The sequence below is a fragment of the Streptomyces sp. HUAS MS02 genome, from assembly GCF_055702265.1.
On record NZ_CM146747.1, the window covers coordinates 37,255 to 50,544 of the forward strand.

A 13,290-nucleotide genomic window follows, 5' to 3' on the forward strand; every position below is an offset into this window, starting at 1 on the left:
CCCTTCGTCCGATCAAGCAACAGTCGCCGATTCTGCGCCATCCCCAGGGAATCGGCGCAAGGCCCCGGAGATGGCGGCGAGTTCGCGTGCCGCGTCGGCGACGGCTCGGAAGTCCTTGCGCAGGATCTTGGAGTGATTGCTCGCGACCTTTCTGCTGATGCGGATGTTCGGGTTGCGGGCGACGACCGGGTCGAGGTTGGCGCGAAGCTGTTCCATCGTCTTCGCGTCGGCGCCCAGGTTTCCACCCGTGGCGATCACGTATCGGGTCGGTGCGGCCACCTGGTCGAGGACCGGTTCAAGGGCAGCGGGTGCACACAGCTCGTTGGCCTCGAGGTTGATCTCGGCGTGCTGAAGGGCGCTCATCCGCGCGGCCAGGCCGAGCCGTCGGGCGATCGGGAACAGCGGGCTCAGCCGGCGGAACAGCGCGCGGACCTGATCCCGGGTGGCTTCGTCGAGCCATTCGCTCGGCAGCGCGCCGTCCACGGGTACCACCGCGTGGACGCGGTCGGGGTTGCGGGCGGCCCAGTGCACCGCGATCAGCGCTCCGTAGGACCAGCCGACCAGGATCGGCCGCTCCACGCCCCGCGCGGTGAGGACGGCGTCGAGGTCACGGATGCACGCCTCGAACGAGTAGTCCGCCGATTGCTTCGACTTGCCGCGGGCGCGCTCGTCGTAGGTGATGTGCCGGAAGTCGCTGCCGAGGTCGGCGATGACGCGTCGCCAGGGCGTCCGGTCGGCGTAGGAGCCGTTGAGGTAGACGACGGGACGACCGCTCCCGCCGGTGTCGGTGACGGCCAGGGCGGTGTCGTCGACCGGGACCATGCCGGTCCAGGCGGAGGGCTCGATGGTCATGGCTGTGCCTCTTTTCCGGGGCGGGGTGGATCAGGAGCGGTGGACGGCCGAGAGCGGTCCGGGGTCGCGGATCAGTTCGTGGCCAGGTCGAGCTGGAACTCACGCGTACGCCGGTAGGCGCGGAAGCCCAGCTCCCGGTTGACGGCCAGCATGTGGACGTTGTCCTCGGCGTTGTCGGTCTCGACTTCGGTGACACCGGGGTGTTCGGCGCACAGCCGGCGCACCATCGCGGCCTTCAGCCACAGCCCCAGACCGTGCCCGCGGTGTGCGGGCACGACCGCGGTGTCGTACTGCTGGGCCCGCGGCGACGCGCCGTGGGGGAGGACGACTTCGGTGTAGCCAGCCATGGTGCCGTCGTCGTGGAGGGCGGCGACGGTCAGGAGCGTGTCCCCGCGGTCCGCGACCACGCGGGCCATCTCGCGGACGCGGGCGGCATCCCACTCGACGTGCCCGTAGTCCACGTCGCCCATGGGCATGTCGTTCATCGCGTTCTTGGCGGAGGCGAAGGCTGCCGCGAGATCGTCGGGGACCGTGCCGGTCCAGCCCGTGAGCCGGTAGCCGGCGTGTTCGGCGTCGGCGACGCCCTGGATCACGTCCTGGTCCAGCCGGTCGAGTTCCAGGATCAGGTGGTCGAGGGTCAGGACCGGCTTGAAGTGCCACCGCTCGGCGAACGCCTCGCCCGGGCCGTCGGCGCCGGTCGCGACGACCAGGCTGCGACGGTTCTCCTTACGGCAGGCGTCGACGACGGTCGACAGCAGGCGGGATCCGGTGCCCCGGCGGCGGTGTTCGGGGGCGACGTGCAGTTCCAGCTCGGCCAGGTGCGCCTGTCCGGGCTGGGTGAACAGCCGCAGGCCGGCGACGGCGACGGCGGTGCCGTCCTCGTCCGTCGCCATCCAGGTCAGCCGCTGGCTGCCCAGGGCGGGCTTGGTGAGCTGGGCGTGGATCTGCCCGGGGCCGGGTGGCGGAACTCCCGGCAGATCGTGGGCAGTCGAGGCGGCGACTATCTGGTGCCAGGCGGTGGTCTCGGTGACGGTGATGCGGTGGAGCGGGGTGATGTGCGCGTGTGCGGCCAAGACGGCGACTCCTTTGACGAGCGGGATCGAGGTCATCGAGGTTTTCGACGTGGTCATCGAGGTTGTCGAGACGGTCATCGAGGTTGTCGAGGTGTTCAACCCCACTGAAGGTAGGGGCGGTTGACTGACCGCCGCATCGGTCGGCGTGACGTAACGCGAGGCGCGGGAAGCTCGTGAACGTCGGGTAGGTTGACCGCATGTTGTACGGGCGGGGGGCAGAACAGGACCGGATCGATCAGTTGCTCGTACGTGCCCGGAAGGGCGAGAGCGGCGCGCTGGTGATCCACGGCGAGGCCGGCATCGGCAAGACGGCTCTGCTGGCGTATGCGCATGCGTACGTCTCCACGACCGCCGGCTCCGCCCGCGTACTGCGGACCGTGGGCATCGAGTCGGAGATGGAGCTGCCGTTCGGCGGCCTGCACCAGCTGCTGTGGCCCGTGACCGATCGGCTCGACCGGCTCCCGGACACACAGGCCGCCGCACTCAAGGCGGCCCTGGGACTCGGAGGCGAGTCGGTGAGCGACCGCTTCGCCGTGGGAACGGCGGTGCTGGCGACCCTCACCGAGGCCGTCGTCGGCGACGAGCCGCTCCTGTGTCTGATCGACGACGCCCAATGGCTGGACCAGGCATCGTTGGACGCCCTGACCTTCGCGGCGCGCCGGCTGCGCACCGGCAGTGTGGTGATGCTGTTCGCCGTCCGTGACGGTGTTCAGGGTGGCCGGATCACGGGCCTGCCGACTCTGCGGCTGAGCGGACTCGACGCCGGGGCCGTCGACGCCCTTCTCGCCGACCGGGCCGCCGACCTGCCGCCGTACGTGCGCGACCGGATCGTCGAGCAGGCACAGGGCAATCCCCTGGCGCTGCTCGAACTGCCCGCGGCGCTCACCGCGGAGCAGCGCGCGGGCCAGCTGAACCCGGTCACCCTGCCCGCCGGGCTGTCCTCTCCCGCCAGCCGCATCCAGGACTCCTTCCAGGACCACATCCGCCAGCTGCCCGAGGCCACCCGGGCGATGCTGCTGGTGGCGGCCGCCGACGACACGGGCGACCTCGACCTCGTCCTGCGGGCCTCGGCCGGCTTCGGTGCGACGCTGGAGGACCTGGAGCCGGCCGAACGCGCCACGCTCGTCCTGCTGACCGAGCACACCCTGTCCTTCCGCCACCCTCTCATCAGGTCGGCCACATACCAGGACGCCGCCCTGGCACGCCGACTCGCCGCCCACCGGTCACTGGCCGACGCGCTGGAGGGCGGGTCCGGCGGCCACCGGCAGGCCGACCGCCGGGCCTGGCACCTGGCCGCGGCCACCACCGGGACGGACGAGCGAGTGGCGGACGAGATGGTGGCCGCCGCGCGGCGGGCCGGCGGCCGGCAGGGTACAGCCGCGGCCTCGGCCGCGTACGAGCGCGCCGCCCAGCTCACGGCGGACCCCGCCAGGCGCGCCCGGCTGCTGGCCGCGGCGGCCTTCACTTCGGCGGAGGCCGGGGGGTTCGCCCGTACGGCAGCCCTGACCGACCGGATCAACGCGCTCGCGCTCGACCCGGAGACGCTCGCCGACTTCGCCCGGGTCCGGGCCATCGTCGAGCTGGACCGCGGATCACCGGCCGAGGCCACCCGCATACTCCTCGCCTGCGCGGACCGGATCGGCACCAGCGCCGACCTCTCCGGTCTTCTCGCCGAGGCCGTCCAGGCAGCGTACTCCGCCAGCGACCTGCACCTCCTCGCCGAAGTGGCGGCCCGAATTCCCGACGCGCCGGAGTACGCGGTGATGCGCGCGATGACGGTGCTGCCCGCTGCCGAAGCGCCGGAGTCCCACGACATCGCGCGTGCCGCACCAGGCGCCGCACTCCGGACGGAGGATGCCCCGGACGTGGCACGCGGCGTGAGCGCGGCTGATGCTCGGGGCGTGGCGGGTGTGCGGGGCGCGGCTGATGCTCGGGGCGTGGCGGGTGTGCGGGGCGCGGCTGATGCTCGGAGCGCGGCGGGCGTGCGGGGCGCGGCCGATGCTCGGAGCGCGGCGGGCGTGCGGGGCGCGGCTGATACTCAGGGTGCCGCGGGCGCTCAGGGCACGGCGGGCGTTCGGGACGCCGCAGGCGCTCCGGCCTCAGCAGGCGTGCCCATCGCGACGGACGGCCCGGCGGCCATGGCGGTCCCGACGGCCCCCGCCCCCGACTTCGCCGAGCGGATCACCGCCGGGGTGCACGCCCAGCTGCTCGCCGACCACGGCACCGCGTACGAGATAGCCTCCGCGTGCGTAAGGGACTGCCGCGCCCAGGACGTGTTCGGCTGGCTCCACACCGCGCTGCACCTGCTCGCCGAGGCCCAACTGGCCCTGGGACGCTACGCCGAGGCGCAGGCCACCGCCGAGGAAGGCCTCGCGATCGCCGAGGAGTACGGCCGCGACCACCGGGGCGCATACCTGCGGGCGACCCTGGCGACGCTGGCCGCCCTGCGCGGCGACCAGGACCGGTGCGCCGATCTCGCCGGGACGGCTTTGGAGCACGCCGAAGCCCACGGCATCGCGCTGGCCGCCGCCCACGCTCACCGGGCCCTCGGTCTGCTCGACCTCGGGCTCGGCGCTGCCGAGAGCGCGCTTGCCCACCTGGAGGCAGCGCGCGTCCGGGTGGGCCATCCTGCGCTGTCGGCCTGGCTGTTGCCCGATCTCGTCGAGGCAGCGGTACGCGCCGGGCACCCGGACCAGGCCGCCGAGTCGATCGCTCGCCTCACCGAATGGGTGAGGGCCTCGAACCACCCGGCGGCGCTCGCACTGCTCCACCGCTGTCGTGCTCTGACCGGCTCCTTCGAGCAACCCGGCGATGCCGAGAGGCACTTCGAGGAAGCCCTGCACCAGTACGACGAGTGCTGCCACGACGTCAGCCGGAACGACGAGGGCCGTCCCTTCGAACGGGCCCGTACCGAGCTGCTGTACGGCGAGTGGCTGCGCCGCGAACGTCGTCGCACCGACGCCCGACGCCACCTCCGTGCCGCCCTCGAAGCCTTCGAGACCCTGGACGCCCGGCCCTGGGCCACTCGCGCCCGCACCGAACTCCAGGCCACCGGCGAGCAGATCGGTCCGGAAGACCGGGCGGACACCCCGCTGGCCCGGCTCAGCCCCCAGGAACGCGAGGTCGTCCGGCTGGCCGCCACCGGCGCCACCAACCGCGAGATCGCCACCCAGCTCTTCCTGAGCCCGCGCACAGTCGGCCACCACCTCTACCGGGCCTTCCCCAAGCTCGGCATCACCTCCCGTACCGAACTCCCCCAGCGGCTGAGCCAAGACTCCGAAGCCGACCCCGGCCTTTGACCTGGCTCGGTCACCGGATCCACGGAATCGGCCACGGCCGCAAGGAACCCTTCGACGGCCTCTGGCTGCGCGCGCCTTCGTCCTGCCACACGGAGGTTCTGGAGGACACCGGGCTCGTCGACGCCTCGACCTTCCAGGAAAGCGAGGCTTCAACACGGCGGTTGAGAGCCATACTTGATCGTACGGGGACCATCCCGTGGTGGTCTGATGCGGGAGAGGCAGTAATTCGGTGCGCAGCGAGAGCCAGGGAGTGGGTAAGGCCGAGGTGCGGCTGAAGTGGGATCCGAGTCCCTGGAATCAGCCGCCTCATCATCTCGACATCATCGCCGCGACCTACGCGGCGGACGCCCCCTACGGGCGACCCGTGTACGTCGTCCACTTCGACAGCCGCTCGCCGGACGGCACCATCAACATGAGCCGACACAGCCAAACCGGTCAGGGTTTCGGCTATGTCGAGGCGATGACTCTGGAATTCGACCGCATGGCGTCCTCCCTCGCACGCGTGGTCGTGGGCGTGGCGATCCACCAGAACAGCGGTCCCAAGACCTTCGGTGACATAACGAACGCCGGGGTGCTGGTGGTCCACGGGTACGAGGAGCTGCTGAAGGACGACTTCGCACGGGTCGCCGGGGCCAGCGCCACCACCGTCGCGGAGTTCACCCGGGCCGCCTCCTCGGCTTGGGAGTTCCACGAGATGGTCCGAGGATTCGACTGCGACCCCGTGGTCTTCGCTGCTGAAATGGGCAATGCTCCGTAGCACCTCTGTCACGCCCTCCCGCTTCAGGCGAACCCGCCGCGCCCCTCGGCCGGCGATGCACAGCAGGCAGGGGAAGAGGACAATCGGAGCATGAGGCGTCGACTCGCCGACGTGAGCCGTCCCGCCCGGCTGGCCTCGTCAGGTGAGGGCCTCGGGCAGGACGAGTTGGCGCTGGCCGCCCGCAACCACGGCCTGCCGCTGGAGGCCATGCGCCACGACGTCACCCCACCCGGCCTGCACTACGTGCTGACGCACTACGACATCCCCCATGTACCGGATGACGCCTCCTGGCGGCTGACGGTGAGCGGACGCGTACGGCACGTCCTCGACCTCTCCCTCGCGCGGCTGCGCGCCTACCCCGCGGTTACCACGCGCGTGACGTTGGAGTGCGCCGGAAACGGCCGGGCGTTGCTGGCGCCACGGCCGGTGAGCCAGCCGTGGCTGGTCGAGGCCGTCGGCACGGCGGACTGGACGGGAGTGCCCTTGCGTCTGCTGCTCGACGACGCCGGAGTCGAGTCGGGCGCGGTCGATGTCGTGTTCACCGCCGTGGACCACGGCGTGGAGCGGGGTGTCGAGCAGGACTACCGACGCGGCCTCCCTCTCGACGTGGCCACCGGGGACGACCCGGAGGTCCTGGTGGCCTACTCGATGAACGGCGCACCTCTGCCGCCCCAGCACGGCAGCCCGCTGCGTCTCGTGGTGCCCGGCTGGTACGGGATGGCCCAGGTGAAGTGGCTGCGTGACATCACGGTCGTCGACACACCGTTCACGGGCTTCCAGCAATCCGTGGCCTACAGGATCCGACAGGCACCCGAGGAGGCGGGCGAGCCGGTCACCCGCATCGCTCCCAGGGCCCTGCTGATCCCGCCGGGCTTTCCCGACTTCATGTCCCGGACGCGGGTGGTGGCGCCGGGTCCGGTTCTGCTGGAGGGACGGGCCTGGTCGGGACGCGCCCCGGTGACCTCGGTGGAGGTGAGCACCGACGGCGGCCAGACGTGGCAGAGGGCCCGGCTCGAACCGGATCACGGGCACCGGTGGGCCTGGCGCCGATGGTCCTCCATGTGGTCCGCCTTCCCGGGCGAGCATGTCCTGAGCGCCCGTGCCCACGACGCGGCGGGCAACAGCCAGCCACTGGAGCAGCCCTGGAACCGAGGGGGGTTCGCCAACAACCTCGTCCAGCGGGTGCCGGTCTTCTGCCCCGATCCCGCCGACACGGCATGACCGCACGGCCCCGGCCTACGCCGCCCCCGCGCTGCGAGGGCCCTGGCCCCCTCAGCGGTGCTCGGGGTTGTCCGCGCCCGGTCGGCAACCGGCGTCCCACTCCGTGCGCTGGTTGCCGTGGGGCGGAACCCCGCCGGCCCGTTTGAGCATGGCGGCCAGGTGCATCAGGTTCCAGGTCATGAAGTTGGTGTTGCGGTTGGTGAAGTCGTTCTCCGGGCCGCCCGAGCCGGGGTCCAGGTAGGAGGGGCCAGGACCCGCGGCGCCGATCCAGCCGGCGTCCGCCTGCGGCGGGATGGTGTAGCCGAGGTGCTGCAGGCTGTAGAGGACGTTCATGGCGCAGTGCTTGACGCCGTCCTCGTTGCCGGTGATCAGACACCCTCCGACCCGTCCGTAATAGGCGTACTGCCCTTGGGGATTGAGCAAACTGGAGCAGCTGTACAGGCGCTCGATGACCTGCTTGGTGACGGAGCTGTTGTCGCCCAGCCAGATGGGCCCGGCGATGACCAGGATGTCCGCGGCCATCACCCGCTCGTACAGCGCGGGCCAGGCGTCCGTGGCGAACCCGTGCTCGGTCATGTCGGGGTAGACGCCGGTCGCGATGTCATGGTCGATCGCGCGGACGAGTTCCGTGGTCACTCCCTGTGCGTCCATGAGTGCCCGGCTCTTGTCGATGAGCCCCTGCGTGTGGCTGCGTTGGGGCGAGGGCTTGAGCGTGCAATTGATGAAGAGCGCACGCAGGTCGTCGAAACGGTAACCGTCCTCAGCGGACGGGACCGACGGTGCTGCCATGGGGGCCTCCGGGAGAGAGCGGACAGGGGCGGCGGGGGGTGGGGGGCAGGGCTGGGGGCTGAGGTGCCGACGGCAGCGTCTCGCGGAAATCACGCGCTGTCCCGTCACGACGCACCGAAACACGGCGGGTTCCTCACCGGCACACGATGGGTTCCGGGGTGCCCGGCCGCTCGTCGTGCGCCGCTCGTCGCTCGTCGCTCGCGGCTCGTCGTGCGCCGACCTCCCGCCTCCCGGATCCTGGAGGCACCGGCCGGGCCCTGCATCCCGGCTGACCGGCTGACCGGCTGATGAGAAGACCAAGGACAAGGCACGAACACCATGACGATCGATGTGTCCGCGGAGCGCGTAATCCTGCTCCCTCCCGCACGGGTGGCGGAGTACGCCATGGACTGGCGCCACGACCACGAGTGGACCCAGGGCATCCGCATCGCGCAGCTGACTCGCGAGGCGGACGAGGGCGGCTTCGGCCTGGGCGCCGAGGTCACCCGGACTGCGTACTTCCTGGGTCGTCGCATCGATTACGTCATGCGCGTGGCAGGGTACGAGCCGCCCCGCCTGCTGGACATGGTCTCCGTGGCCGGTCCGATGCCCATGCACGTCACGTACACCTTCGATCCGGACCCGCGTGGCACCCTCGCCCGCATCCGCGTTCGAGGCGGTGAGGGCGGCTTCTACCGGCTGGCCGCGCCGCTCTTGGCCCGCCAGGTCCGTTCGTCCATCGGCAAGGACCTTCGCCACCTTGAGCACCGGCTCGGCAGACGGGAAGGGGAAGCTCTGTGACATACGACGAGGACTGGCGGAGCGGATCAGACGACGACTGGGCCCTGACCAGGACGTCGTCGAGAGGCGGTTGTGCGGTGGGATCGCCTTCCCGCATCGCGGCAACATGCCCGTGGGCGTGAGCGGCGACGACCGCACGGTGTGGGTCGGCCCCGACAGAACCGACGCGACCCTGGCCCGGTCCGCCCCGGCGTCCGCGTCTTCGACATGACTCACCGCCTGGTGCGCCGGTGAATCCCTCTCGCCGGAGCGGCCTGCCGCGGGCGGGGCGGCGATAGCCCTACGAGGCCATAGCGGGTGTCTGTGACTTTTGAGCCAAAAGTCATGAGCGGGTGCGCAACTTATTGACCCCCGGCAAATCACCCCATAGACATGGCCATGACCAAGGCTGGGCCTCGCCGGAGTCGACGTGCCAAGGGGGACAAGGGCAGGACCGGCCTGCAGAACCAGGCAAGGGGGAACGAATGAAGAAAGTGAGCTCGATCTTATTCGCCACCGCGATCGCGGCGACCGGCATCCTGCTCACGGGACCGGCGTCGACGGCGGCCACCTCAGAGTCGTCGATGGGCGGCGCCGTCGCCGCCCTCGGACAGCAGAAGATCAACCTGAAGCAGGACGGGTGGGGCTCCGCCGAGAGCTGCGTGGTGTACTCCACGACATCGGTGCGCTGCTTCAAGACCCACGAGGAAGCCGACCGGGTGCTGGGCTACTCCCGCGCCACCGACCCCCTGATGAAGGGCAAGAACGCGGCGCAGATCCGTGCCACACCGGCCTGCGCGAGCGGCTGGCTGTGCCTGTACGAGCACGCCAACGGGGGCGGACGCCGGCTGATCTTCAGCGACTACTACTGGCACAACCTCAACGAGTACGGCTTCAACGACCAGACGTCCTCGTGGCGCAACAACCAGGGTTCCAGCCAGTGGGGTTGGCTGGCCCGTGACGAGGGGGGCAACGGTGGGCAGATCTCCATCAGCCCCAACACCTACAGCTCCAACCTCGGCGCCTACAACGACTGGGCGAGTTCTGTAGCCGCCTGACGGCCGAGGCCCGAGTTACGCACGTGTGGGGCGGCACCTTCCGAAGGTGCCGCCCCTTCACGCACGCGTCGTCCGTGGCGGCGTCAGGGGTTCAGTGGGCGGATGTACTTCGTCGGCTTGGTGGCGGCGTTGAGGACGTACTCCAGGGGGCCGCGGCGGAAGAAGCGGGACCAGATCGCGGCGAACACGATCGCCCCGAGGACGAACAGGAGCAGGGGTACCCAGGACTGCTGGGTGCTGCTTCCGGCAGGCATGGACAGCATGGGCTGTATGACGAAGTGGCCGACGTAGGCGGTCAGGGACATCGTGCCCACGGCGATGACCGGTTTCGCCAGGCGGCGCAGTCGCGGCAGGCGCTCCATTGCCACCGTGGCGCCCACGATGACGAGGATCGCGACTCCGATGCTGCCGACGATGTCGAACGTGGTGCCGCTGTGCGGCCCGGCTGTCAGGAGCAACGACGCCGGCATGTCGGGCAGGGACCCGTTGTCGAGGGACATCGATCCGGGGCCTCCGGAGGACGGCCCGTCTTCTGCGAGGCTGCGCAACGCGCCCTTGCCGGCCAGCAGCAAGGACATGCCGTACGCGAGCACCGCCAGGGCGGCTCCGAGCGCGGCCAAGCGCCGCTGGACGGTGCGGGAGGACAGGTCGAGGCGGCCCAGGGCCATGCCCGCGATCACGAACGACATCCAGGTGAGCGCCGGGTAGAAGCCGGTGAGCAGCAGATCGAGCACTCCCACCTCGCTGAGGCGGCGGAGCGGGTCGAAGGCGTTGATGCTCTGTCGGACCGAAGGGGTCAGCAGCGAGGTCAGGGCGAACGCCAACTGCGGTGTGACGAGGGCGAACACGGCCGCGATGATCGCGAGGGTCCTGGCACGCAGTCGCACCAGGGGCAGGGCGAGGAGGAAGTAGACCCCGTAGAAGCCGAGGATGATCACTCCCCCGAACTCCATCGCCATCACCGTTCCCAAGGCCAGCAGGACCAGGGCGCGGATCGCGATGCGGGCCTTCGCCTGCCGGCCGGCCAGGCCGGTCTTCGGTTCGCGACGGCCGGCCAGCAGCATCAGGGAGAACCCGGCGAGAGTGGCGAACAGGACCGACGAGTGACCGTCCGACATGTACCGGACCCAGCTGCCGACGCCCGTGGTGGCCGACAGCGGAGGGCCGATGTGCACGACGTACATGCCGAACACCGCCAGCGCACGGGCCAGATCCACCCCGACCAGGCGCCCCATCGAGGGACCGGGCGAGGCCGGCACGGCGGACTCGGGGGAGGTTCGGGGTGGCGGAGGCGCGTTCTCCTGCGGAGCTGACGTCTCCTGAGGCGGCTGTGTCTGTGTCATACGAAGAACCTCGCGGGGCCGCCAGGGGGCGGACCATCCCACAGCCTTCGGTGACACCCCCGCCTGTCGGCGGGTACCGCCCTGCCGACCGGCGGTGTCTCCGTACCGACCAACGGAGTCTCCGTCCCGACCGGCCGGTCCGGTGCGACCGGACGGCAGTCACCCCCGGCCGGGTTCTGAACCGACTGGCGACGACTGACCAGCCCACGGCATCGCTCTCCAGAACGCGCAGCCGCCGCCAGCAGATGGGGGCACATGATGGGGGCGGACACACTTCGTGGATGTCGTCGCGCGTCTCCCGACGGATCCACAGACCGCCGAACCTGACGGGCAGCGGCGATGACCTTCCGCGGCCACCCCGCTCTCGCGGCGAACCACGGGCCACCTCATCACCTTGTCGAGAGGGTGGGGTACGACTCGAGCGCATAGCGGCGGGCGAGGGCGCAGCTGACGGGATTGGGCACCACTTGGTACGGGGCTTGACCGCCAGGCGAACCGGCCCGGGCCCGTCCGGTGGACGCTCCAGGCGTCGCTACCGGCGTCCTCCGTAGCAGTCGGCTGCTGTTTCTCGTCGGCGGCCTCGACCAGCTCATTGACGAGCTTGGTCACCAAGAATGGTGCCCGGCGAGCTGGTCAGTGGCTTGTCCAACCGGTCAGGGATTTCCAGGTGGAGCTGCGTACGGAGCCGACAGGCACCTGCCGCGGTACGTAATCCGCGCAGCGCGGGTTGTGGCAGGGCCCTGCGATCCAGGTCGGTACGTAGACACCCATGTTCCTGTGACGCTGCACCACAGCGTCGACCGGCTGCTGGCACGCGCCGCAGACGTAGGTGGGCGGTCGGGCTTCCTGTGAGTTGCGCTTATCTTCCATAAACTGCATTTTACTACCATTTTTATATTCTTTTAGGCTCTCCTGGGCGGTCGGCTCAGGTGGGCTCGTGGTGCTCTGGGGGGCCTGACGGCGGGCCCGGCCCTCCGGGGTGGTCGGTTGGGTGGCGCAGCACGCTGAGTGCGATGGAGATGGTCAGGATGGTGGCGATGACGGCCAGGCTGAGCAGGGAGGGAACTTCGGGGACCCCGGTGCTGATGGTCTTGTGGGTTGCCTGGAGGATGAGTTTGACGCCGATGAAGGCGAGGATGATCGCCAGGCCCGTGCTGAGGTAATGGAACCGGTCGAGCAGGCCGGCCAGCATGAAGTAGAGGGCTCGCAAGCCCAGAATGGCGAAGGCGTTGCTGGTGTAGACGATGAAGGTGTCACTGCTGACGGCCAGGACGGCGGGCACGCTGTCGACTGCGAAGACGAGGTCCGCGGCCTCGATCGCGGCGACCACGGCGAGCAGCGGTGTAGCGACGCGTTTGCCCGCCTCCTTGACGAAGAAGTGGGTTCCCGCGTACTCGTCCCGCACGGGCATGATCTTGCGCAGCAGCTTGACCGCGATGCTCTTGCCGGGGTCGAAGCTGTCGTCCTCCTCCTTGAAGATCTTGTAGGCGCTGTAGAAGAGGATGGCCGCGAAGACGAACAAGACAGCCGTGAAGCGGCTGACCACCGCCACACCGGCGGCCAGGAAGATCCCGCGGAAGACCAGAGCGCCCAGGACGCCGAGGAACAGCACCCGGTGCTGGTAGGCACGCGGCACCCTGAAGTAGCCGAAGATCAGCGCGAAGACGAAGAGGTTGTCGACCGAGAGGCTCTTCTCCAGTAGCCACGCGGTGGTGTACTCCACACCGGCACTCGTACCGACCACGAGGAAGACCACGACGCCGAAGACGATCGCCAGGCCCACCCACACCCCGCTCCAGGCAGCGGCTTCCCGGAACCCGATGACATGCGCCTGCCGGTGGGCCACCAGATCAACCGTCAGGGACACCAACACGGTGATGACGAACACCATCCACAGCCACAGCGGCACATCGTGCACGGGTCCGCCCCCTTACGTGATCGACGGGCAGCCCTCCTTCGAGTTTGAGACATCTTCCGGTAGCTGTCTCCTCAAGCCGTTCTCGAGCCGCAGGACGACTGCGCGCTCGGCGACCTACGGGCTTCCCGGTCGGAGGACACGGTAAGGCCCCGCGACGCCGCGGAGTCTGCCCACCATCCGTCTTCGTCGACGACCAGCTGGAGAACCCGTTCGCGATGCGG

The 13,290-nt window shown here is 70.0% G+C and carries 10 protein-coding genes; 5 read left to right on the forward strand and 5 right to left on the reverse strand.

Annotated features, from left to right (window positions below; genetic code table 11):
- Nucleotides 1–12: 12 nt before the first annotated feature.
- Together ACZ9QC_RS00235 and ACZ9QC_RS00240 are read right to left on the reverse strand one after the other, a co-directional pair.
- Nucleotides 13–852, reverse strand: a complete 840-nt coding sequence (locus ACZ9QC_RS00235) for an alpha/beta fold hydrolase (RefSeq protein WP_472918163.1) — start codon at nucleotides 850–852, stop codon at nucleotides 13–15.
- A 71-nt stretch (nucleotides 853–923) separates the two neighbouring features.
- Complete coding sequence (locus ACZ9QC_RS00240; protein WP_472918164.1) at nucleotides 924–1,925, reverse strand: GNAT family N-acetyltransferase; 1,002 nt, start codon at nucleotides 1,923–1,925, stop codon at nucleotides 924–926.
- A 197-nt stretch (nucleotides 1,926–2,122) separates the two neighbouring features.
- Between ACZ9QC_RS00240 and ACZ9QC_RS00245 the strand changes: the two genes are divergently transcribed.
- The 3 genes from ACZ9QC_RS00245 to ACZ9QC_RS00255 all read left to right on the forward strand — a co-directional run bounded on the left by ACZ9QC_RS00245 (nucleotide 2,123) and on the right by ACZ9QC_RS00255 (nucleotide 7,202).
- A complete protein-coding gene (locus ACZ9QC_RS00245; protein ID WP_472918165.1) occupies nucleotides 2,123–5,224 on the forward strand; it encodes a helix-turn-helix transcriptional regulator in 3,102 nt (1,033 codons plus the stop codon).
- 229 nt (nucleotides 5,225–5,453) lie between these two features.
- Nucleotides 5,454–5,981: a TerD family protein gene (locus tag ACZ9QC_RS00250; protein ID WP_472918166.1), complete on the forward strand. Its 528-nt coding sequence runs from the start codon at nucleotides 5,454–5,456 to the stop codon at nucleotides 5,979–5,981.
- Between the two features lie 90 nt (nucleotides 5,982–6,071).
- Nucleotides 6,072–7,202 carry a sulfite oxidase gene (locus ACZ9QC_RS00255; RefSeq protein ID WP_472918167.1) on the forward strand — a complete coding sequence of 377 codons (1,131 nt, stop codon included), beginning with the start codon at nucleotides 6,072–6,074 and terminating at the stop codon, nucleotides 7,200–7,202.
- A 51-nt stretch (nucleotides 7,203–7,253) separates the two neighbouring features.
- Here the strand turns inward: ACZ9QC_RS00255 and ACZ9QC_RS00260 are convergent, their stop codons facing one another.
- The gene (locus tag ACZ9QC_RS00260; protein ID WP_472918168.1) at nucleotides 7,254–7,991 is read right to left on the reverse strand and encodes a flavodoxin family protein; all 738 of its coding nucleotides are present in this window, start codon (nucleotides 7,989–7,991) and stop codon (nucleotides 7,254–7,256) included.
- 318 nt (nucleotides 7,992–8,309) lie between these two features.
- On the opposite strand from ACZ9QC_RS00260, the gene ACZ9QC_RS00265 reads away from it, so the two are divergent.
- Nucleotides 8,310–8,771 carry an SRPBCC family protein gene (locus ACZ9QC_RS00265; protein ID WP_472918169.1) on the forward strand — a complete coding sequence of 154 codons (462 nt, stop codon included), beginning with the start codon at nucleotides 8,310–8,312 and terminating at the stop codon, nucleotides 8,769–8,771.
- A 464-nt stretch (nucleotides 8,772–9,235) separates the two neighbouring features.
- Nucleotides 9,236–9,808, forward strand: a complete 573-nt coding sequence (locus ACZ9QC_RS00270; protein ID WP_472918170.1) for a peptidase inhibitor family I36 protein — start codon at nucleotides 9,236–9,238, stop codon at nucleotides 9,806–9,808.
- An 83-nt stretch (nucleotides 9,809–9,891) separates the two neighbouring features.
- On the opposite strand, the gene ACZ9QC_RS00275 is transcribed toward ACZ9QC_RS00270, so the two are convergent.
- Together ACZ9QC_RS00275 and ACZ9QC_RS00280 are read right to left on the reverse strand one after the other, a co-directional pair.
- Nucleotides 9,892–11,151: a DUF418 domain-containing protein gene (locus ACZ9QC_RS00275; RefSeq protein WP_472918171.1), complete on the reverse strand. Its 1,260-nt coding sequence runs from the start codon at nucleotides 11,149–11,151 to the stop codon at nucleotides 9,892–9,894.
- Nucleotides 11,152–12,076: 925 nt separating this feature from the next.
- Nucleotides 12,077–13,069 (reverse strand): TerC family protein, encoded by a 993-nt coding sequence (locus ACZ9QC_RS00280; protein ID WP_472918172.1) that lies wholly within the window; start codon nucleotides 13,067–13,069, stop codon nucleotides 12,077–12,079.
- Between the last annotated feature and the right edge of the window lie 221 nt (nucleotides 13,070–13,290).

Bases quoted from the DNA above. Each gene is read 5' to 3' on its own strand.
- ACZ9QC_RS00255 (WP_472918167.1), top strand. From the start codon at position 6,072: ATGAGGCGTCGACTCGCCGACGTGAGCCGTCCCGCCCGGCTGGCCTCG.
- ACZ9QC_RS00235 (WP_472918163.1), bottom strand. From the start codon at position 852: ATGACCATCGAGCCCTCCGCCTGGACCGGCATGGTCCCGGTCGACGAC.
- ACZ9QC_RS00265 (WP_472918169.1), top strand. From the start codon at position 8,310: ATGACGATCGATGTGTCCGCGGAGCGCGTAATCCTGCTCCCTCCCGCA.
- ACZ9QC_RS00245 (WP_472918165.1), top strand. From the start codon at position 2,123: ATGTTGTACGGGCGGGGGGCAGAACAGGACCGGATCGATCAGTTGCTC.
- ACZ9QC_RS00270 (WP_472918170.1), top strand. From the start codon at position 9,236: ATGAAGAAAGTGAGCTCGATCTTATTCGCCACCGCGATCGCGGCGACC.
- ACZ9QC_RS00275 (WP_472918171.1), bottom strand. From the start codon at position 11,151: ATGACACAGACACAGCCGCCTCAGGAGACGTCAGCTCCGCAGGAGAAC.
- ACZ9QC_RS00260 (WP_472918168.1), bottom strand. From the start codon at position 7,991: ATGGCAGCACCGTCGGTCCCGTCCGCTGAGGACGGTTACCGTTTCGAC.